We start from the raw sequence: 19,072 nt of genomic DNA on the forward strand, positions 1-19,072 counted from the left end.
CATCTCCTGCTCTATACCCCCCCCCCCCCCCCCCCCCCCCGGGCCCCCCCCCCCCCCCCCCCGCCCCCCCCCCCCCCCCCCCCCCCCACCCCCGGGGGGGGGGGGGCCCCCCCCCGCGAAGAGGCCAGCACAGGCAACAACATTGCCCCACCTTTCGCAAACCCAGGAAACACCGCATGAAAAAGCTTCTGCTGCCTGCCCTGCTGTTCGGCACCTTCGCCACCCTGGCCGGCTGCTCCACCCCTAGCCAGATCATCCTCAACGACGGCCGTGAAATCCAGACGGTCGACGTCCCGGAGTACGACGCCGACTCCGGCTTCTACGAGTTCCAGCAACTCGACGGCAAGCGCACCCGCGTCAACAAGGACCAGGTCCGCACCATCAGCGACCTGTAAGACCGAGTCTGGCCCCAAAGAAAAAGGCGATCCGGTGGGATCGCCTTTTTTCTTACTTGACCACTTTCAGGCTTGGCCGGCCACTTGGGCGTGGCGGCTGGCCACCACCTTCAGGCGGGCCATCGTCGTCCGGCTGCACATCATCGTCTTCCAGGTCGTCACCTTCCATCAGTGGCGACTCCAGCTCGAAGACCATGCCCTGGCCGTTTTCCCGGGCATAGATACCCAGAATGGCGCCGACCGGCACGAACAGCGAATGGGCCACACCACTGAAACGGCCTTCGAAGCTGACCGCATCGTTGTCCATGTGCAAACTGCGCACGGCGCTTGGCGAGATGTTCAGGACGATCTGGCCATCACTGGCGAAACCATCCGGCACCTGGACCTTGGGGAATTCGGCGTTGACCAGCATATGGGGCGTGCAATCGTTGTCGACGATCCACTCGTACAGTGCTCGAACCAGATAGGGGCGACTGGAGTTCATCAACGGCTCCTTAAAGCTTGCGCATTTCACGTTCTACGGAGGACAGGCTCGCCTGGAAAGGCTCGCGGGCGAACTGCCGCTCCATGTAATCCAGCAGCGGCTTGGCTTGCCGCGGCAACTCGATGCCCAACACCGGCAAACGCCAGAGTATGGGCAGTAGACAACAATCGACCAGGCTTTGCTCATCGCTCATGAAACAGGCGAATTCATTGAACAATGGCGAAACGCCGGTCAGGCTCTCGCGCAGGGCCTTGCGCGCCTCGGCGCGGGCGGCCTCGCTGCTGCGCGAATCCAGCACGGTATCGGCCAGGGCGCACCAGTCGCGCTGAATGCGGTGCATCAGCAGACGGCTGTTGCCACGCGCAACCGGGTACACCGGCATCAGCGGCGGGTGCGGGTAACGCTCTTCGAGGTATTCCATCACCACGGTCGATTCATACAACGCCAGGTCACGGTCGACCAGCGTCGGCAGACTGCCGTAAGGGTTGACCTCGGCCAGCTTGGGCGGCAGGCGGGCAGGGTCGACATCGATGACCTGCACGCTGACACCCTTCTCGGCCAGCACCAGGCGTACCCGATGGGAATAGTGATCAGCGGGATCGGAATAGCAGGCTAACCTGTTGGTTGCGCCCATGTAGCGGCTCCTCGCACGGGATGCTTGTGCAACTGTAAATGAAAACGCGCCCGGGGCGCCCCCGCATTTCTGCAGGGGCGCCCCGGGCGCGTTCAACAACCAGAAACTACTGCGTGATCAGTGCACGTCCTTCCAGTATTCACGCTTGAGCAAGTAGGCGAATACGAAGAAGAAAGCCAGGTACAGCAACACGTAGGTACCGATGCGCTGGCTTTCCAGTTTGACCGGGTTGGCCGAATAGGCCAGGAAGGTCACCAGGTTCTTGACCTTCTCGTCGAACTGCTCGGTCGTCAGGGTACCGGAATTCGGCGTGATGGTCAGCTGGTCGCACGCTTCATGGGTAATCGGGCTACCGGTCAACGGGTCGAACTGCTTCTTGCCATCGGTCACGGTCTGCACCTGTTTGCAGCCCACCACCTGGTTACCTTGCAGGCCGACCAGCACGTTGGGCATGCCGACGTTCGGGAACACCTTGTTGTTCACCCCATAAGGCCGCGAAGGGTCCTCGTAGAAGCTGCGCAGGTAGGTGTACAGCCAGTCGGTGCCACGCACCCGGGCTACCAGGGTCAGGTCGGGCGGTGCGGCGCCGAACCAGGTCTTGGCATCGCTGGGCTTCATGCCGATCTGCATGTGGTCACCGATCTTGGCACCGGTGAACACCAGCTTCTCGAGCATCAGCTCGTGGGGGATGCCCAGGTCATCGGCGACCCGCTCGTAACGCTGGAACTTGGCACTGTGGCAACCCATGCAATAGTTGGCGAAGGTACGCGCACCGTCCTGCATGGCGGCTTTGTCGCTCAGGTCGATGTCGACCTTGTCCAACTCCAGGCCGTGCTCGGCCGCGAAGGAAAAGGCAGGCATCACGGCCAGCAAAAATACTGCAATCAACTTTTTCATCAGCCAGTCACCCTTTCCGGAACCGGTTTGGTCTTCTCGAGCCTTGTGTAGAACGGCATCAGCAGGAAGTAGGCGAAGTACAACACCGTACACACCTGCGACAGCAAGGTACGCCCAGGTGTCGGTGCCAGTACGCCCAGCACGCCGAGGATGACGAAGGCCACGCAGAACACCAGCAGGAAGAGCTTGCTGATCCAGCCCTTGTAGCGCATGGAGCGCACCGGGCTGCGGTCGAGCCAGGGCAGCACGAACAGCACCGCAATCGCCGCGCCCATGGCGATGACGCCCATCAACTTGTCAGGCACCGCACGCAGGATCGCGTAGAACGGCGTGAAGTACCACACGGGGGCAATATGCTCCGGGGTCTTGAAGGCGTTGGCTTGCTCGAAGTTTGGTTTCTCCAGGAAGTAACCGCCCATTTCCGGGAAGAAGAACACGACGGCGCAGAACACGAACAGGAACACCACCACACCGACAATGTCTTTCACGGTGTAGTAAGGGTGGAACGGAATGCCGTCCAGCGGGATGCCGTTTTCGTCCTTTTTCTTCTTGATGTCGACGCCGTCAGGGTTGTTCGAACCCACTTCGTGCAAGGCGAGAATGTGCAGCACCACCAGGCCGAGGATGACGATCGGCAGGGCGACCACGTGCAGGGCGAAGAAGCGGTTCAGGGTGATGCCCGAGATCAGGTAGTCACCACGGATCCACTGGGTGAGGTCGTCACCGATCACCGGGATGGCACCGAACAGCGAAATGATCACCTGGGCGCCCCAGTAGGACATCTGCCCCCACGGCAGCAGGTAGCCCATGAAGGCCTCGGCCATCAGCGCCAGGTAGATCAGCATGCCGAACAGCCACACCAGCTCGCGCGGCTTCTGATACGAGCCGTAGAGCAAGCCGCGGAACATGTGCAGGTAGACCACGATGAAGAACGCCGACGCACCGGTGGAATGCAGGTAGCGCAGGATCCAGCCGTATTCCACGTCGCGCATGATGTACTCGACCGAGGCGAAGGCCTCCTCCGCCGAAGGCGTGAAGCTCATGGTCAGCCACACCCCGGTGACGATCTGGTTGACCAGCACCAGCAGCGCCAGGGAGCCAAAGAAGTACAGGAAGTTGAAGTTCCTGGGCGCGTAATACTTGCTCAGGTGGTCTTCCCACATCTTGGTAGCGGGGAAGCGAGCATCAATCCAGTCCATGAACTTGCTCATCATGCGTTCTCCTGGTCAACGCCGATGACGACGATCTCGTCCGACTCGTAAGAGTGCGGTGGCACGGGCAGGTTGAGAGGCGCTGGCTGCGACTTGTAGACACGCCCAGCCAGGTCGTAGTGGGAGCCGTGGCACGGGCAGAAATAGCCACCGACCCATTTCGGACCGAGGTCGACAGGTGCGACTTCCGGGCGGAACGTGGGCGAGCAGCCCAGGTGTGTGCACAACCCGACGAGGATCAGAATTTCCGGCTTGATCGAACGAACCTGTGGGTCGACGTAGGTCGGTTGCACCGAAGCCTTGGACTCAGGGTCAGCCAGGTCACCGGCGACTTTTTTCAGGTTGCCGAGAATCTCATCCGTTCGCCTCACGATGAACACAGGCTGGCCACGCCACTCGGCCACCATCTGCTGCCCGGCCTCGACCTTGGCAATATTGACCTTCACCGGTGCACCCGCGGCTTTCGCCTTGGCACTGGGAAACCATGACCCCACGAACGGTACCGCAGCCCCCACTGCCCCCGCCGCCCCGACTACAGATGTCGCGGCTACGAGGAAGCGGCGCCGGCCTGCGTTGACGCCGTCATTGCTCATTCAGTCCTCTCCCATCAGCTTGCTTGGCCTGTTGAACCAGACCCTGTACTTAGGTTGTGTCAGTGGCGCTAAAAATTGGTCGCCATGGTAAGAAACAAACCCACACAGTGACAAGGTGAATACCCCAGCCAGAGGGCACTACCCGCGCTTTGCTTGATCTGCGTCTATGCGACAAGTGGTCACTGACATGCTGACAGGTTAGTCCAAGACATAAAAAAAGCCCGGTTCCAAGGAACCGGGCTTTTTTCGACTGCCGAAGCGGTATTAACGCTTGGAGTACTGAGGACGCTTACGCGCTTTACGCAGACCCACTTTCTTACGCTCGACTTCACGAGCGTCGCGGGTGACGTAGCCAGCACGACGCAGAGCGCCACGCAGGGTTTCGTCGTATTCCATCAGAGCGCGGGTGATACCGTGACGGATCGCACCGGCCTGACCGCTGACACCACCACCGGAAACGGTGACGTAGATGTCGAACTTCTCGACGGTTTCGGTCAGCTCGAGTGGCTGGCGAACAACCATGCGAGCGGTTTCGCGACCGAAGAACACGTCCAGAGAACGGTTGTTGATGGAAATGTTACCAGTACCCGGACGCAGGAATACGCGAGCGGTTGCGGTCTTGCGACGGCCAGTGCCGTAGTTTTGAGTCGCCGACATAATGAACTTTCCCGTTAGATCTTCAGTTCTTGAGGCTGCTGAGCAGTGTGTGGGTGAGCAGCACCCGCGTACACTTTCAGCTTGCGGTACATGTCGCGACCCAGCGGGTTCTTAGGCAGCATGCCTTTGACCGCGGTTTCGATAACACGCTCAGGGGCCTTGGCGATCAACTTCTCGAAGTTGATTTCCTTGATACCGCCTGGGAAACCGGAGTGGGAGTAGTACATTTTGTCGGAAGACTTGGCACCAGTCACACGAACCTGTTCAGCGTTGATAACGACGATGTAGTCGCCGGTGTCAACGTGAGGGGTGTATTCTGGTTTGTGTTTGCCACGCAGACGGCTAGCGATTTCGGTAGCCAGACGACCCAGGGTCTGGCCAGCGGCGTCGACTACGAACCACTCGCGCTTTACTGTTTCCGGTTTAGCAGTAAAAGTTTTCATTCTCTAAAGCCTCAGAGGCCGCCCAGCGAAAAATAGACGGCGAATCTTACTGGATAGTGCACAGCTTGCCAAGGGCAAGCGCGCAGCCGAACGCTGACGCTTTGGGGGCTCGGGTCAGGCACGCCAGTGTTCGACGGGGTTCTTCCTGCGTGGTGGTGCATCACTTCCGCCACACGGAGAGCTGCCGAATTATCCAGATTGCGCGAAAAATTTCAACCTGCTTTGATGGGTTTCATTTGCCAAGGAGTGTCTATCCGATGGAATACCGCCAGCTCGGCCGTACCGACCTCACTGTCAGCGCCCTGTGCCTGGGCACCATGACCTGGGGTGAGCAGAACCTTCAGGCCGAGGCCTTCGCGCAGATTGCCCGGGCCAAGGCCGCAGGGGTCAACTTCATCGACACCGCCGAGATGTACCCGGTGCCGCCCCGCCCCGAAACCTACGCCGCCACCGAGCGCATCATCGGCAACTGGTTCAGGGCCAATGGCGATCGCGACGACTGGGTACTGGCGAGCAAGGTAGCCGGCCCCGGCAACGGCATCAGCCACATTCGCGACGGCCAGCTCAGGCATAACCGCCAGCACATCGTCGCGGCGCTGGACGAGAGCCTCAAGCGCCTGCAGACCGACCGCATCGACCTCTACCAGCTGCACTGGCCGGAGCGCAACACCAACTTCTTCGGCAAGCTGGGCTACCAGCACCTGCCGCAGGACCACTTCACCCCGCTGGAAGAAACCCTCGAAGCGCTCGACGAGCAGGTACGCGCCGGCAAGATCCGCCATATCGGCCTGTCCAACGAAACGCCGTGGGGCACCATGAAGTTCCTGCAACTGGCCGAAAGCCGTGGCTGGCCGCGGGCGGTGTCGATCCAGAACCCGTACAACCTGCTCAACCGCAGCTTCGAGGTGGGCCTGGCGGAAGTCGCCATCCGCGAACAGTGCGGCCTGCTGGCCTACTCACCGCTGGCGTTCGGCATGCTTTCGGGCAAGTACGAGAACGGCGCACGCCCGGAAAACGCGCGACTGACCTTATTCAGCCGCTTTGCCCGCTATTCCAACCCGCAAACCGTGGCGGCCTGCAGCCGTTACGTGCAACTGGCCCGCGAACACGGCCTGGACCCGGCGCAGATGGCCCTGGCGTTCGTGACCCGGCAGCCGTTCGTAACCAGCAACATCATTGGTGCAACCAGCCTCGAACAGCTGGACAGCAACCTGGCCAGCCTCGAGCTGAGCCTGAGTGATGAACTGCTGGCGGCGATCGAAGCGCTTCATCAGGAGCAGCCGAACCCGGCGCCTTGAGCGCAATCCTGTACCGCCCTCTTCGCGGGTAAACCCGCTCCCATAGGATCCCCGCAGCTCTAGACACCTGCGCGGTCCCTGTGGGAGCGGGCGAGCCCGCGAAGAGACCAGCGCGGTGCAGCAGGCTAGACACAATCGCCAAAAAATAAGACGATCCAGCCGGTGATTGACCACTCTACCCTATAAGAACAATGACAATGATGTTTACCCAACCCTCGACGTCGCTGCGGCGTGTCAGCATCCTGGCCATTGACAAGGTGTTCGCTTCGACACTGATGCAGGCCAAGGACTTCTTCCACCTCGCCAGCCTGCGCTACAGCAAACAGCTGGGCCTGGGCCTGCAACCCATGTTCGAGATCCGCCTGGTGAGCCCGGACGGCCAGCCCGTGGACAGCTTCAGCAATGTGCAGCTGCCGGTCGATGGTGGCCTGGACGACGCCGACGTGATCATCCTCCCGGCCTTCTGGGACGACTTCGACAACCTGCTGCAACGTTATCCACAGGTGCTGCCATGGCTGCGTGAACAGCACGCACGTGGCGCGGTGCTGTGCGCCGAAGCCAGTGGCGTATTCTGGCTGGCCGAGTCCGGCCTGCTCGACGGCAAGGAGGCGACCACCTACTGGCGCTTCTTCACCAGCTTTGCCGAACGCTTCCCGAAGATCCGCCTGAACCAGGACAAGCACCTGACCGATGCCGACAATATCTACTGCGCCGGCGGCGCAACCTCGGCCTGCGACCTGTACATCTACCTGATCGAACGCTTCTGTGGCGCCAACGTGGCCCGCGCCGTGTCGCGCGACATCCTCTACGAAGTGCAGCGCAACTACACCCCGGGGCGCATGGGCTTTGGCGGGCAGAAACTGCACCAGGACCTGATCATCCTGCAGATCCAGCACTGGCTGGAGGAGCACTTTGCCGACAAGTTCCGCTTCGAGGATGTGGCGCGCAACCACGGCATGAGCATTCGCAACTTCATGCGCCGCTTCCAGGGCGCGACGGGCGACAAGCCGCTGCATTACCTGCAACGGCTAAGGATCGAGACGGCCAAGGGGCTGCTGTCGAGCACGCGCAAGAGCATCAAGACCATCAGCTATGAGGTCGGCTATGACGATGCCAGTTTTTTTGCGCGGCTGTTCCGCCAGCATACCGAGTTGTCGCCGAACCAGTATCGGCAACAGTTCATGCAGGAGGCTTGAGGCCTTCTGGGGCTGCTTTGCGCGCAAGTTTCAAGGCCAGCCCCAACCTGTGGGAGCTGGCTTGCCGGCGATGGGGCGCGAAGCGGCCCCGGCTTCTCAAGGCTTGTGCGCGCGCGCCAGGAACTCGTGCGACTGCATCTCCAGCAACCGGCTCAGGGTGCGCTGGAACTCGAAGGCCAGACGCCCACCGGTATACAGGTCCTTCAGCTCCACCTCGGCCGAGATGATCAGCTTGACGTTGCGGTCGTAGAACTCGTCGACCATGTTGATGAAGCGGCGGGCGATGTCGTCGGTGGTGACGCCCATCTGCTCCACGTTGCTCAACAGCACAGCGTGGAAGATCTTGCCCAGTTCGATGTAGTCGTTCTGGCTGCGCGGGCCGTCGCACAGGGCACGGAAGTCGAACCAGGCCACGTCGTCACAGGTCAGCAGGGCGTTGATCGGGCGATTCTCGATCATCAGCACATCGTTCTCGACCGCCTGGGTGCACTCGGGGGTCAGCGCCTTGAAACTGGCGCGCAGGCTCTGGTGCGCCGCTTCATCGAGCGGGTAGTGGTACAGCTCGGCCTGTTCCAGGTGACGCAGGCGGTAGTCGACCCCGCTGTCGACGTTCACCACCTCGGTGTACTGCTTGATCATGGCGATGGCCGGCAGGAAGCGCGCGCGTTGCAGGCCGTCCTTGTACAGGCCGTCCGGCACGATGTTGGAGGTGGCCACCAGCGAGACGCCGTTCTTGAACAGCTCTTCCATCAAGGTGCCGAGGATCATCGCGTCGGTAATGTCCGACACGAAGAATTCATCGAAGCAGATGACCTTGGCTTCTTCGCTGAAGCGCTTGGCGATGATGGTCAGCGGGTTCTTCTCGCCCTTGAGGGTTTTCATTTCCTCGTGCACACGCTTCATGAAGCGGTGGAAGTGCGTGCGCATCTTCTGCTTGAACGGCAGCGCCTCGAAGAAGGTATCGACCAGGTAGGTCTTGCCACGCCCTACCCCACCCCAGAAATACAGGCCCTTGACCGGGGTCTGTTCCTTCTTGCCGAACAGCTTGCCGAATACGCCCGGCTTGTTGTTCTGCGCACGTACCAGGTCGTCGTACAGGCGCTGCAGGTGACGCACAGCAGTTTCCTGCGCCGCGTCATGGAAGAAGTCGGGACGTTTCAGATCTGCTTGATATCGTTCTAGGGGCGTCATGATTCGTTAGCGAGGCAACAAAAAACGGGCCGTCACTGTAGCGACAGGCCCGCCTTATGGCAATCAGTCTGTGGGAGCGGGCGTGCCCGCGAACACCGGCAAAGCCGGTGCCAGGCAACACGGCGCCTGTTTCGCGGGCTCGCCCGCTCCCACGGTTTCGACATCTTCAGTCCGGTTGAGGCGCAAGCGCTGCACGCAGGCTTTCGATGGCCGCATCACGGGCCTCGGCGCTGTCGAACTGCGGCCCGTCGGCAACCTGCTCGCCATTCAACCACAGGCCGAAGCCCAGGCCTTCGATGCGCACATCGGCCTCGCCACCCTGCTGCAGCTGCTTGCTGACGGCGCCGGCGCTCTTGCCGTCGGCGAAGCGGCGCGACAGCAGCAATTGTTCACCGTCGGCAGCCAACAGGCGGAAGCGGAAGCTGCCGTCTTCGTCACGGAAGCTGACGAAACGCGCGCTCTTGGCGGCCTTCTTCTTCACTTCGGTACTGGCTTGCACGCTGCTGCGGAACGAACGCAGGCCAACAGCCTCGCGCAGCTGCTCGAGGAACGGCGTGGCAAGCTTGCGGGCCTTGGCAGCGCCGGCCAGCAGAATGTCTTCCAGGTCCGCCGGGCGGGCGATCAGCTGGTGGTAGTACTCACGCTTCTCGGCCAGCTGGCCGTCCAGCAGCTGGAACAGGCGCTGCTTGGCCTCGCCCCAGCCCAGGCCCTGCAGCAGCTCTTCGCGGAATTCGGCGCACTGCGCCAGCGTCGAGAAGGCCTGGTACAAGGTGAACAGGTGCGCGTTGTCCGGGTCTTTCGCTTCGCCTGGGGCGCGCGAGTCGGTGACGATGCGCGAGATGGCGTCTTTCATGTCCTTGGCGCTGCTGAACAACGGAATGGTGTTGTCATAGCTCTTGGACATCTTGCGCCCGTCCAGCCCCGGCAGGGTCGCCACGCTCTCTTCGATCACCGCTTCCGGCAGGGCGAAGAAGTCCCGGCCCTGGCCGAACAGGTGGTTGAAACGCTGGCCGATGTCGCGGGCCATTTCCACGTGCTGGATCTGGTCACGGCCGACCGGCACCTTGTTGGCGTTGAACATCAGGATGTCCGCGGCCATCAGCACCGGGTAGCTGTACAGGCCCATGGTCACGCCGGCATCCGGGTCTTCACCGTTTTCCAGGTTCTTGTCCACCGAAGCCTTGTAGGCGTGCGCGCGGTTGAGCAGGCCCTTGGCGCTGACACAGGTCAGCAGCCAGGTCAGTTCGGGGATTTCCGGGATGTCGGACTGGCGGTAGAAGGTCACCTTGTCCGGGTCGAGGCCACCGGCCAGCCAGGTGGCGGCGATTTCCAGGCGCGAACGCTGGATGCGCAGCGGGTCATCGCACTTGATCAGGGCGTGGTAGTCGGCCAGGAAGTAGAACGAGTCGACACCGGGCTGCTGGCTGGCACGGATCGCCGGGCGGATGGCGCCGGCGTAGTTGCCCAGGTGCGGTGTGCCGGTGGTGGTGATACCGGTGAGAATGCGCGTGGTCATGGGTGTTCGCTTATTCAGGCTTGGCTCAGTTCGAAAGGCGCGGCAGCAGCAGATCTTTCAGATCGGTCAGCTTGCCATGAAAGAAGTGTCCGCATTCTGCCACTTTCAGCAGCTCGTGGGGGCGCGACAGGCTGTCGGACCAATCGTAAACCAGCTGCGGCGCAACGACTTCGTCGGCGTCCGGCTGCACCACGGTGATCGGGCAGCGCTGCGGCAGCGGGAACTCCGCGGTCAGGCGCATGACCGCCGGAGCGATCATGAACAACTGCTGCAGCGCTACTCCACTGGCCTCCAGGCGGCCGGCCAGGCTGGTGGCGACGAAACCGCCGAACGAGAAGCCCATCAGCACCAGCGGCAGGCCCGGGTGCCGTTCGCGCAGCCAGGCGGCGGCGGCTTCGGCATCGGCCACCTCGCCAGCGCCCATGTCATGGCTGCCGGCGCTCTGGCCGACGCCACGGTAGTTGAAGCGCAGGGTCACGTAGCCGGCGTCGCGGGCGGTGCGTTGCAGGGTCGAGACCACCTTGTTGAGCATGGTGCCACCCTGGACCGGGTTGGGGTGGCAGATCAGCACCGCGCCGCGGGCCTCGGCCACATCCAGATACAAGGCTTCCAGCTGGCCGCTGGGGCCATCGATGAACAAGGGGGTTTCGCGGACAAGCAAGGCACTACTCCGTGACCTCGGGAGGGGTCGATTCGTCTAGGTGAGGAATTCTGTTCTGATTTGCGATCGCTCGCGGTATACAGCGCAGGTCTGAGCCGTTAACGTAAAGCAAAGCCGTTTATAGAGGAAGGACTCGTGGAACTCTCGCTCCTTGTTTGGTTGTTGCCGACCCTGGCCCTGGTCATCGGCGTGGTGGTTGGTTTCGTCGTCGCCCGCCTGCTGCCCAATGCCGCGCCGAGCAGCACCCAGCGTCAGCTGGACGATATTCAGAAGCGCTTCGACAGCTATCAGAACGAAGTGGTCACCCACTTCAACAGCACCGCCGTGCTGGTCAAGAAACTGACCCAGAGCTACCAGGACGTACAGGATCACCTGGCCGAAGGCGCCAACAGCCTGGCCCTTGATGACGTTACTCGCCAACGCCTGCTGGCGGCCCTGCATTCCGAGGCTGCACAGGGCCCGCGCGACCGCCTGACCCCACCAAAGGACACCGCCGAGGTGCCGCGCGACTACGCGCCGAAAGCACCGAACTCGCCGGGCATGCTCGACGAGAGCTACGGGCTCAAGCGTTGATCTGCTGAACATGACAAAGGCCTCGCTAGAGGCCTTTTTCGTGGGCTGGATTCACTGGCCTCTTCGCGGGTAAACCCGCGAAGGGGCCGGTCCAGGCAACCTATAAGCAAGCCTGCAGCGCCTGCTCAACATCCGCCAGCAGGTCTTCCACATCCTCCAGCCCCACCGACAACCGCACCAACCCTTCCGAGATGCCGTGGTGCGCCCGCTCCTGCGGTGTGTAGCTGGAATGGGTCATGCTCGCCGGGTGCTGCGCCAGCGACTCGGCATCGCCCAGGCTCACCGCGCGGGCGAACAGCTGTAGCGCGTTCATGAAGCGCCGGCCAGCCTCGATACCGCCCTTGAGTTCGAAGGCAATCATCCCGCCCGGCAAGCGCATCTGCCGCTGTGCCAGTTCGTACTGGGCAAACGACGGCAACCCCGGGTAGTGGATCAGTTCCACCTGCGGCTGCCGAGCGAGAAACTCGGCCACCTGCCCGGCGTTGGCACAATGGCGGTCCATGCGCAGGGCCAGGGTCTTGATCCCGCGCATCAGCAGCGCCGCGTCATGCGGCGACAGCACCGCCCCGGTCATGTCCTTCAGCCCTTCCAGGCGAATGCGGTCGATCAGCGCCTTGCGCCCGACCACCAGGCCGGCCGTGATATCGCCATGGCCACTGAGGTACTTGGTTGCCGAATGCACCACCAAGTCGGCCCCCAGTTCCAGCGGACGCTGCAGGTAGGGCGTGCAGTAGGTGTTGTCGACCAACACATGCACATCATGCCCGCGTACGGCCTCGACCACGGCAGCGATATCCACCAGTTGCATGTTGGGGTTGGCCGGGGTTTCGAAGTAGATCATCCGTGTTTTGCCGTTGATCGCCGCCTTGAGGGCCTTGGCATCGTTCAGGTCGACATGGCGGATTTTCACCCCGAATTCGCCAATGCCATGGTGCATGAAGGCAAAGGTGCAGCCATACAAGGTGCGCCCGACGATCAGTTCGTCACCGGGCCGCAGCAGGGTCCAGATCGTCGAGGTGATAGCGCCCATGCCCGAGGCCAGGGCCAGCCCTGCCTCGCCACCCTCCAGCGAGGCCATGCGCTGCTCCAGCAGGGCCAGGGTCGGGTTGGAGATGCGGCTGTAGAAATGCCCCGGCTCCTCTCCGGCAAAGCAGGCCGCGCCATATTCGACGGTGGGGAAGGCATAGGTAGCGGTCTGGTAGACCGGTGGCACCAGCGCGCCACCGTGGGAAAGCGGGTCGTAGCCATGGTGAATGGCCCGTGTGGAGAAACCGGTTTTGTTGTGGGAGTCGCGCATGGCAACAGCCTCTTGTGGTTTGTTGTAAGCTTATGCCACCGAGCTGCCCGATTTTTTCCAAAATAGCCCACGCATCCGCGTGCCTGCTGGAACAAAAACAACAATTACCGGATCAGGAGGGCAAAACATGCCTTCGAGCCTCGACCGCACCGACCGCGCCCTGCTCGCCGCCCTGCAGGACAACGCCCGCCTTACCGTTGCCGAACTTGCCGACCAGGTGGCGCTGACCACCTCGCCCTGCTGGCGACGGGTCAAGTTGCTGGAAGACAACGGCTACATCACCGGCTACCAGGCCATCCTCTCGCCCAAGTCGCTGGGGTTTGGCGTGACCGCGTTCGTCAGCATCATGATGGACTCGCACACCAAAGACATGGCGCTGGCGTTCGAGCAGCGGCTGATTGAGATTCCCGAGATTGTCGCTTGCCACAACATTTCGGGGAGGTATGACTTCTTGCTGGAGATCCTGGCGCGGGATCTGGAATCGTTCGGCGAGTTTACCCGGGAGGTGCTGCAACGGTTGCCGGGGGTGAAGGAAATCTATTCGAGTTTTTCCTACAAGGCGGTGAAGGAACGGAGGGTGATACCGGTGTCGGAAAAACACATCTGAACGACATGCACAGTCCATGCAGGAACAACTGCCCTGCTCATAATCCAAAGCTCCCACAAGAGGCCCGCGAATGTATGTCGAGCCTAGAAACAAAAAACCCCGCCGAGGCGGGGTTTTTCTTGCAAGCCAGCGCTTAGATCGCGCCGCGCTGACGCAGCAGGTCCAGCACCTGTTTCACGCCCTCGTCGACACCGGTGGACTGGGTATCGATCACCAGGTCTGCATCCAGCGGCACATCGTACGGGAAGCTTTCGCCCGGGATGTTGTCGCCACCGGCAGCGTACAGGCCTTGCGGGTCGCGCTCACGGCAGGCCAGCGGCGAGGCCTGGACGTAAACGGTCAGCAGGCGCTCCTTGCCGATCAAGGCCTTGGCCTGTTCGCGGCCTTCGGCATCCGGGGCCACGAACGCCGCCAGGGTCAGCAGGCCGGCTTCGTTGAACTGGCGCGCCACATGGGCGGCGCGACGCCAGTTCTCGGTGCGGCCGGCGCGGTCCTGTGGCAGGCCTTTGTTCAGGTCGTGGCGCAGGTTCTGGCCGTCGAGCACGTACACCGCACGGCCCATGTCGAACAGCTTGCGTTCCACGGCATAGGCCAGGGTGCTCTTGCCAGCGCCGGACAAGCCGCTGAAAAGCACGGTGGCCGGCTGCTGGCCGAAGCGCAGGGCGCGCTCTTCGGTGGACACGTGGGCCTGCTTGCCATGATGGCCGGTGCTGCCGTGCGGCAGCACTGGCGGGGCGATGATCATGCCGGCGCCGACGGTGCCGTTGGTCAGGCGGTCGATGACGATGAACGCACCGGTGGTGCGGTTGCTGTCGTAACCGTCCAGGGCGATCGAGGCATCCAGGGCTACCTTGACGCGACCAATCTCGTTCAGTTGCAGCGCGCTGGCAGCGCCCTGCTCCAAGGTGTTCACATCGACCTTGTGGGTAATGCTGGCAATCGAGCCCGGCACGTAGCTGGTGGCGCGCTTGATGTCGTACTTCTTGCCCGGGAGCATCGGCTCCTCGGCCATCCACACCAGCATGGCGTCGAACTGGTCAGTGACCGGTGGCACGTTGTCGGCATGCACCAGCAGGTCGCCACGGGAGATATCGATCTCGTCTTCCATGGTCAGGGTGACGGCCTGGCCTGGGCCTGCGTTTTCCAGCTCGCCTTCGTAGGTGACGATGGACTTGACCCGGCTGCTCTTGCCCGATGGCAGCACGACGACTTCATCGCCCTTGTGCACCACGCCGCTGGCGATGGTGCCGGCAAAACCGCGGAAGTTCAGGTTCGGCCGGTTGACGTACTGCACCGGGAAGCGCAGGTCGGTGAAGTTACGGTCAGCCGACACTTCGACGGTTTCGAGGATTTCCATCAGCGTCGGGCCGGCGTACCACGGCGACTGCTCGCTGTGGTTGACCACGTTGTCGCCCTTGAGCGCCGACATCGGCACGAAGTGCAGGCTGCTCGGCACCAGGTTGATGGCTTCGGCGAACTTCAGGTAGTCGGCCTTGATCGACTCGAACACCTGCTGATCGAAGCCCTTGAGGTCCATTTTGTTGACCGCGACGACGATATGCTTGATGCCCAGCAGCGAGGCGATGTAGCTGTGGCGGCGGGTCTGGGTCTGCACGCCGTAGCGGGCATCGACCAGGATGATCGCCAGGTCGCAGGTGGACGCGCCGGTGGCCATGTTGCGGGTGTACTGCTCGTGGCCCGGGGTATCGGCGATGATGAACTTGCGCTTGGCAGTGGAGAAGTAGCGGTAGGCGACATCGATGGTGATGCCCTGCTCGCGCTCGGCCTGCAGGCCGTCGACCAGCAGCGCCAGGTCGACTTCTTCGCCAGTGGTGCCGACTTTCTTCGAATCACGGGTGATGGCCTCGAGGTGGTCCTCGTAGATCATCTTGGAGTCGTGCAGCAGGCGCCCGATCAGGGTGCTCTTGCCGTCGTCAACGTTGCCGCAGGTCAGGAAGCGCAGCAGTTCCTTGCGCTCGTGCTGGGCCAGGTAAGCGAGGATGTCCTCGCTGATCAGATCAGATTGGTGCGACATGGAGTAACCCTGAAATTAGAAGTAGCCTTGGCGTTTCTTGTCTTCCATGGAACCGGCGCCATCGTGGTCGATGACACGGCCCTGGCGTTCGGACGTACGGGTCAGGAGCATTTCCTGAATGATGTCCGTCAGGGTCTCGGCTTCCGACTCGACAGCACCGGTCAACGGGTAGCAGCCGAGGGTACGGAAACGCACCTTCTTCTTGACGATGCGCGCCTTCTCTTCATCGCTGAGATGCTCGAGGATGCGCTCGTCGTCGATCATGATCAGGGTGCCGTTCTTCTCGATGACTTCGCGCTCGGCGGCGAAGTACAGCGGCACGATCGGGATGCCTTCGAGGTAGATGTACTGCCAGATGTCCAGCTCGGTCCAGTTCGACAGCGGGAAGACGCGGATCGACTCGCCCTTGTTGACCTTGCCGTTGTACACGTTCCATAGCTCGGGGCGCTGGTTCTTCGGGTCCCAGCGGTGCTTGCTGTCACGGAACGAGTACACGCGTTCCTTGGCCCGCGACTTCTCTTCGTCGCGGCGCGCGCCACCGAAAGCGGCGTCGAAACCATGCTTGTCCAGGGCCTGCTTGAGGCCCTGGGTCTTCATGATGTCGGTGTGCTTGGAGCTGCCATGGGTGAACGGGTTGATGCCCTGCGCCACACCCTCGGGGTTGACGTGGGTGATCAGCTCCAGGCCCATTTCCTCGACCATCTTGTCGCGGAAGCTGTACATTTCCTGGAATTTCCACTGGGTGTCGACATGCATCACCGGAAACGGCAGTTTGCCCGGGAAGAAGGCCTTGCGCGCCAGGTGCAGCATCACGGCGGAATCCTTGCCGATCGAGTACAGCATCACCGGGTTGTCGAACTCGGCGGCCACCTCGCGGATGATGTGGATGCTTTCCGCCTCCAGCTGTTTCAAGTGCGTCAGTTTGTCGACCATGGCTACTCACGAAAAACGATCTTATGGACGGCCTGCGGGCCGTGTTCGAGCGAGCCACTTTATCACAGCACCCGCTTCTATTTAGGCGGCTGGCTAGATCGAAAAGGTCTAACGATATGACTGGGGGTTTGGGCTGCCAGCCCCGGCCTCTTCGCGGGCACGCCCGCTCCCACAGGTGCAGCGCAGACCTTGTGGGAGCGGGCGCGCCCGCGAAGAAGCAACACTGATCTCAGATCGGATTCGGGCAATCGATGAACAGGTGCTCCACGGCAAACCGCCGCGCCAGGTAATCGCCCAGCGCCTGCACCCCATAGCGCTCGGTCGCGTGATGCCCGGCGGCAATGAAGCTGACCCCATTCTCGCGAGCACTGTGATAAGTCTGCTCCGACGCCTCGCCGGTCAGGTACAGGTCGACCCCGGCGGCGATCGCCGTGTCGATGTAGCCCTGCCCGCCGCCGGTGCACCAACCGACCCGGCGGATCATCTGCTCACCCTCGATCAGCAACGGCTCACGCCCCAGCACCTCGCGCACCCGCCGGGCGAAGTCGCGCGCGGTCACCGGCTCGACCAGCGAGCCGACCAGGCCGACCACCTTGGGGTTCTCCGGGTCGAGCGGGCCTTCGACGGTGATGTCCAGTTGCCGCGCCAGCTGCACGTTGTTGCCAACGTCCGGGTGCACGTCCAGCGGCAGGTGAAACGCCAGCAGGCTGATGTCGTTGTTCAGCAGGGTCTTCAGCCGGCGCTGGCGGATGCCGGTGACGCACGGGTTCTCGCCCTTCCAGAAGTAGCCATGGTGCACCAGCACCAGGTCGGCTTCGGCCTCGACCGCTGCATCGAGCAACGCCTGGCTGGCGGTAACGCCGCTGACGATGCGGCTGACCTGCGGCCGGCCTTCGACCTGCAGCCCGTTGGGGCAATAATCCTGGATCTTCGCGCTGCCCAGGTAACGCTCGGCTTCCTCGACCAGGGTGTTCAGAGCGACGGCCATGAAAATCTCCTCGAAATCTGTGTTTTTCTCGGGCACAACGCTCATGCAACGCCCGTATAATGCCGGCCATTATGGGCCGTCGCCGGCACCGGGGGAACCGGTGTATGATCGCGCGCGCTCATGCCCTACCGCGCGGCCACCGGCCCCGCTCTTTCCAGGATCCGTTCATGTTCAAGGCGTTGCGTTACTTTGGCTGGCCCCTGCTTACCGGCGTACTGATCGCCATGCTGATCATCCAGCGCTTCCCGGAATGGGTTGGTCTGCCCAGCCAGGACGTCAACCTGCAACAAGCGCCGCAGACCTCGCGGATCATGCAGGGCCCGGTGTCCTACGCCGATGCCGTGACCCTGGCCGCCCCGGCGGTGGTCAACCTGTACACCACCAAGGTGGTGAACAAGAGCGCCCACCCGCTGTTCGAGGACCCGCAGTTCCGCCGCTTCTTCGGCGACAACCTGCCCAAGCAGCGCCGTTGGGAGTCGAGCCTGGGCTCGGCGGTGATCATGAGCCCCGAGGGCTACCTGCTGACCAACAACCATGTCACCAGCGGCGCCGACCAGATCGTCGTGGCCCTGAAGGATGGCCGCGAGACCCTCGCCCGGGTCATCGGCAGCGATCCGGAAACCGACCTGGCGGTGCTGAAGATCGACCTCAAGAGCCTGCCGGCGATCACCATCGGCCGCTCCGACACCATTCACATCGGCGATGTGTCGCTGGCCATCGGCAACCCGTTCGGGGTCGGCCAGACCGTTACCATGGGCATCATCAGCGCCACCGGCCGCAACCAGCTGGGCCTGAACAACTACGAAGACTTCATCCAGACCGACGCGGCGATCAACCCGGGCAACTCCGGCGGAGCGCTGGTCGATGCCAACGGCAACCTGATCGGCATCAACACGGCGATCTTCTCCAAATCGGGCGGTTCGCAGGGCATCGGCTTCGCCATCCCGGTGAAACTGGCGCTGGAGGTGATGAAGTCGATCATCGAGCACGGCCAGGTGATCCGTGGCTGGCTGGGCATCGAAGTGCAGCCGCTGAGCCAGGAACTGGCCGAATCGTTCGGCATGAAGGACCGCCCGGGCATCGTGGTAGCGGGTATCTTCCGCGAAGGGCCGGCGGCGAAGGCCGGGCTGCAGCTGGGTGACGTGATCCTGAGCATCAACGGCGAGCCTGCCGGTGACGGGCGCAAGTCGATGAACCAGGTGGCGCGGATCAAGCCCAACGAGAAGATCACCATCGAGGTGATGCGCAACGGGCAGCAGTTGAAGCTGATCGCCGAAGTCGGGCTGCGGCCGCCACCGGCGCCGGCAGTGGCCAAGGAAGAGAAGTAACGCTCTGATCGGGTGTCTGGGGCTGCTTCGCAGCCCATCGCCGGCAAGCCAGCTCCCACAAGTACTGCACAAGGCTTGAGGCCCCGGGGGTACCGGTGGGGGGCCGCGGGCCCGGCCGGGGGCGCCCCACCGCCC

20 protein-coding genes are annotated in these 19,072 nt (G+C 62.5%); 6 read left to right on the forward strand and 14 right to left on the reverse strand.

From position 1 onward, the window contains the following. Nucleotides 1-176 precede the first annotated feature (176 nt). Nucleotides 177-395 carry a YgdI/YgdR family lipoprotein gene (locus tag C6A77_RS22815; protein WP_114171580.1) on the forward strand — a complete coding sequence of 73 codons (219 nt, stop codon included), beginning with the start codon at nucleotides 177-179 and terminating at the stop codon, nucleotides 393-395. 52 nt (nucleotides 396-447) lie between these two features. On the opposite strand, the gene C6A77_RS22820 is transcribed toward C6A77_RS22815, so the two are convergent. The 7 genes from C6A77_RS22820 to rplM form a co-directional block, all read right to left on the reverse strand. Continuing rightward, entirely contained in the window at nucleotides 448-879 is a 432-nt protein-coding gene (locus tag C6A77_RS22820) for a ClpXP protease specificity-enhancing factor (protein WP_114171582.1), read from the reverse strand. Between the two features lie 10 nt (nucleotides 880-889). After that, nucleotides 890-1,513 carry a glutathione S-transferase N-terminal domain-containing protein gene (locus tag C6A77_RS22825; RefSeq protein WP_114171584.1) on the reverse strand — a complete coding sequence of 208 codons (624 nt, stop codon included), beginning with the start codon at nucleotides 1,511-1,513 and terminating at the stop codon, nucleotides 890-892. Between the two features lie 117 nt (nucleotides 1,514-1,630). Continuing rightward, complete coding sequence (locus tag C6A77_RS22830) at nucleotides 1,631-2,410, reverse strand: cytochrome c1 (protein ID WP_114171586.1); 780 nt, start codon at nucleotides 2,408-2,410, stop codon at nucleotides 1,631-1,633. Continuing rightward, nucleotides 2,410-3,621, reverse strand: a complete 1,212-nt coding sequence (locus tag C6A77_RS22835) for a cytochrome bc complex cytochrome b subunit (protein WP_114171588.1) — start codon at nucleotides 3,619-3,621, stop codon at nucleotides 2,410-2,412. Before C6A77_RS22835 ends, C6A77_RS22830 begins: the two co-directional genes overlap by 1 nt. Beyond that, on the reverse strand, nucleotides 3,621-4,214 hold the full coding sequence (gene petA, locus C6A77_RS22840; protein WP_114171589.1) for a ubiquinol-cytochrome c reductase iron-sulfur subunit: 594 nt from the start codon (nucleotides 4,212-4,214) through the stop codon (nucleotides 3,621-3,623). The genes C6A77_RS22835 and petA overlap by 1 nt, the downstream gene beginning before the upstream one ends. A 264-nt stretch (nucleotides 4,215-4,478) precedes the next feature. Next, on the reverse strand, nucleotides 4,479-4,871 hold the full coding sequence (rpsI, locus tag C6A77_RS22845) for a 30S ribosomal protein S9 (protein WP_003260797.1): 393 nt from the start codon (nucleotides 4,869-4,871) through the stop codon (nucleotides 4,479-4,481). A 14-nt stretch (nucleotides 4,872-4,885) separates the two neighbouring features. Continuing rightward, nucleotides 4,886-5,314, reverse strand: coding sequence for a 50S ribosomal protein L13 (gene rplM, locus C6A77_RS22850; protein ID WP_003260798.1), 429 nt, complete (start codon nucleotides 5,312-5,314; stop codon nucleotides 4,886-4,888). Nucleotides 5,315-5,571: 257 nt separating this feature from the next. Between rplM and C6A77_RS22855 the strand changes: the two genes are divergently transcribed. Together C6A77_RS22855 and C6A77_RS22860 are read left to right on the forward strand one after the other, a co-directional pair. Beyond that, nucleotides 5,572-6,612, forward strand: coding sequence for an NADP(H)-dependent aldo-keto reductase (locus C6A77_RS22855; RefSeq protein WP_114171591.1), 1,041 nt, complete (start codon nucleotides 5,572-5,574; stop codon nucleotides 6,610-6,612). A 275-nt stretch (nucleotides 6,613-6,887) separates the two neighbouring features. Beyond that, a complete protein-coding gene (locus C6A77_RS22860) occupies nucleotides 6,888-7,808 on the forward strand; it encodes a GlxA family transcriptional regulator (RefSeq protein ID WP_170931038.1) in 921 nt (306 codons plus the stop codon). Between the two features lie 96 nt (nucleotides 7,809-7,904). Here the strand turns inward: C6A77_RS22860 and zapE are convergent, their stop codons facing one another. The 3 genes from zapE to C6A77_RS22875 all read right to left on the reverse strand — a co-directional run bounded on the left by zapE (nucleotide 7,905) and on the right by C6A77_RS22875 (nucleotide 11,176). After that, nucleotides 7,905-8,999 carry a cell division protein ZapE gene (gene zapE, locus C6A77_RS22865; RefSeq protein WP_114171593.1) on the reverse strand — a complete coding sequence of 365 codons (1,095 nt, stop codon included), beginning with the start codon at nucleotides 8,997-8,999 and terminating at the stop codon, nucleotides 7,905-7,907. 166 nt (nucleotides 9,000-9,165) lie between these two features. Further along, entirely contained in the window at nucleotides 9,166-10,515 is a 1,350-nt protein-coding gene (locus C6A77_RS22870) for a tryptophan--tRNA ligase (protein WP_114171595.1), read from the reverse strand. A gap of 25 nt (nucleotides 10,516-10,540) precedes the next feature. After that, nucleotides 10,541-11,176, reverse strand: a complete 636-nt coding sequence (locus C6A77_RS22875) for an alpha/beta fold hydrolase (RefSeq protein WP_114171596.1) — start codon at nucleotides 11,174-11,176, stop codon at nucleotides 10,541-10,543. A gap of 135 nt (nucleotides 11,177-11,311) precedes the next feature. On the opposite strand from C6A77_RS22875, the gene C6A77_RS22880 reads away from it, so the two are divergent. Beyond that, complete coding sequence (locus C6A77_RS22880) at nucleotides 11,312-11,749, forward strand: DUF1043 family protein (RefSeq protein WP_114171598.1); 438 nt, start codon at nucleotides 11,312-11,314, stop codon at nucleotides 11,747-11,749. 100 nt (nucleotides 11,750-11,849) lie between these two features. On the opposite strand, the gene C6A77_RS22885 is transcribed toward C6A77_RS22880, so the two are convergent. After that, nucleotides 11,850-13,046, reverse strand: a complete 1,197-nt coding sequence (locus C6A77_RS22885) for a methionine gamma-lyase (RefSeq protein ID WP_114171599.1) — start codon at nucleotides 13,044-13,046, stop codon at nucleotides 11,850-11,852. A 127-nt stretch (nucleotides 13,047-13,173) separates the two neighbouring features. Between C6A77_RS22885 and C6A77_RS22890 the strand changes: the two genes are divergently transcribed. Beyond that, complete coding sequence (locus tag C6A77_RS22890; RefSeq protein ID WP_114171601.1) at nucleotides 13,174-13,653, forward strand: Lrp/AsnC family transcriptional regulator; 480 nt, start codon at nucleotides 13,174-13,176, stop codon at nucleotides 13,651-13,653. A 133-nt stretch (nucleotides 13,654-13,786) separates the two neighbouring features. Here C6A77_RS22890 and cysN read toward each other — a convergent pair whose 3' ends face one another. From cysN to C6A77_RS22910, 3 genes are all read right to left on the reverse strand, one after another. After that, nucleotides 13,787-15,688: a sulfate adenylyltransferase subunit CysN gene (gene cysN / locus C6A77_RS22895; protein ID WP_114171603.1), complete on the reverse strand. Its 1,902-nt coding sequence runs from the start codon at nucleotides 15,686-15,688 to the stop codon at nucleotides 13,787-13,789. A gap of 15 nt (nucleotides 15,689-15,703) precedes the next feature. Next, complete coding sequence (cysD, locus tag C6A77_RS22900; RefSeq protein WP_056801777.1) at nucleotides 15,704-16,621, reverse strand: sulfate adenylyltransferase subunit CysD; 918 nt, start codon at nucleotides 16,619-16,621, stop codon at nucleotides 15,704-15,706. Between the two features lie 229 nt (nucleotides 16,622-16,850). Then, complete coding sequence (locus C6A77_RS22910) at nucleotides 16,851-17,609, reverse strand: Nif3-like dinuclear metal center hexameric protein (protein ID WP_114171606.1); 759 nt, start codon at nucleotides 17,607-17,609, stop codon at nucleotides 16,851-16,853. Between the two features lie 167 nt (nucleotides 17,610-17,776). Between C6A77_RS22910 and algW the strand changes: the two genes are divergently transcribed. Next, nucleotides 17,777-18,937: a Do family serine endopeptidase AlgW gene (gene algW, locus C6A77_RS22915; RefSeq protein ID WP_112250273.1), complete on the forward strand. Its 1,161-nt coding sequence runs from the start codon at nucleotides 17,777-17,779 to the stop codon at nucleotides 18,935-18,937. Nucleotides 18,938-19,072: the final 135 nt, after the last annotated feature.

The organism is Pseudomonas sp. AFG_SD02_1510_Pfu_092, assembly GCF_003331055.1.
Taxonomy (GTDB): domain Bacteria; phylum Pseudomonadota; class Gammaproteobacteria; order Pseudomonadales; family Pseudomonadaceae; genus Aquipseudomonas.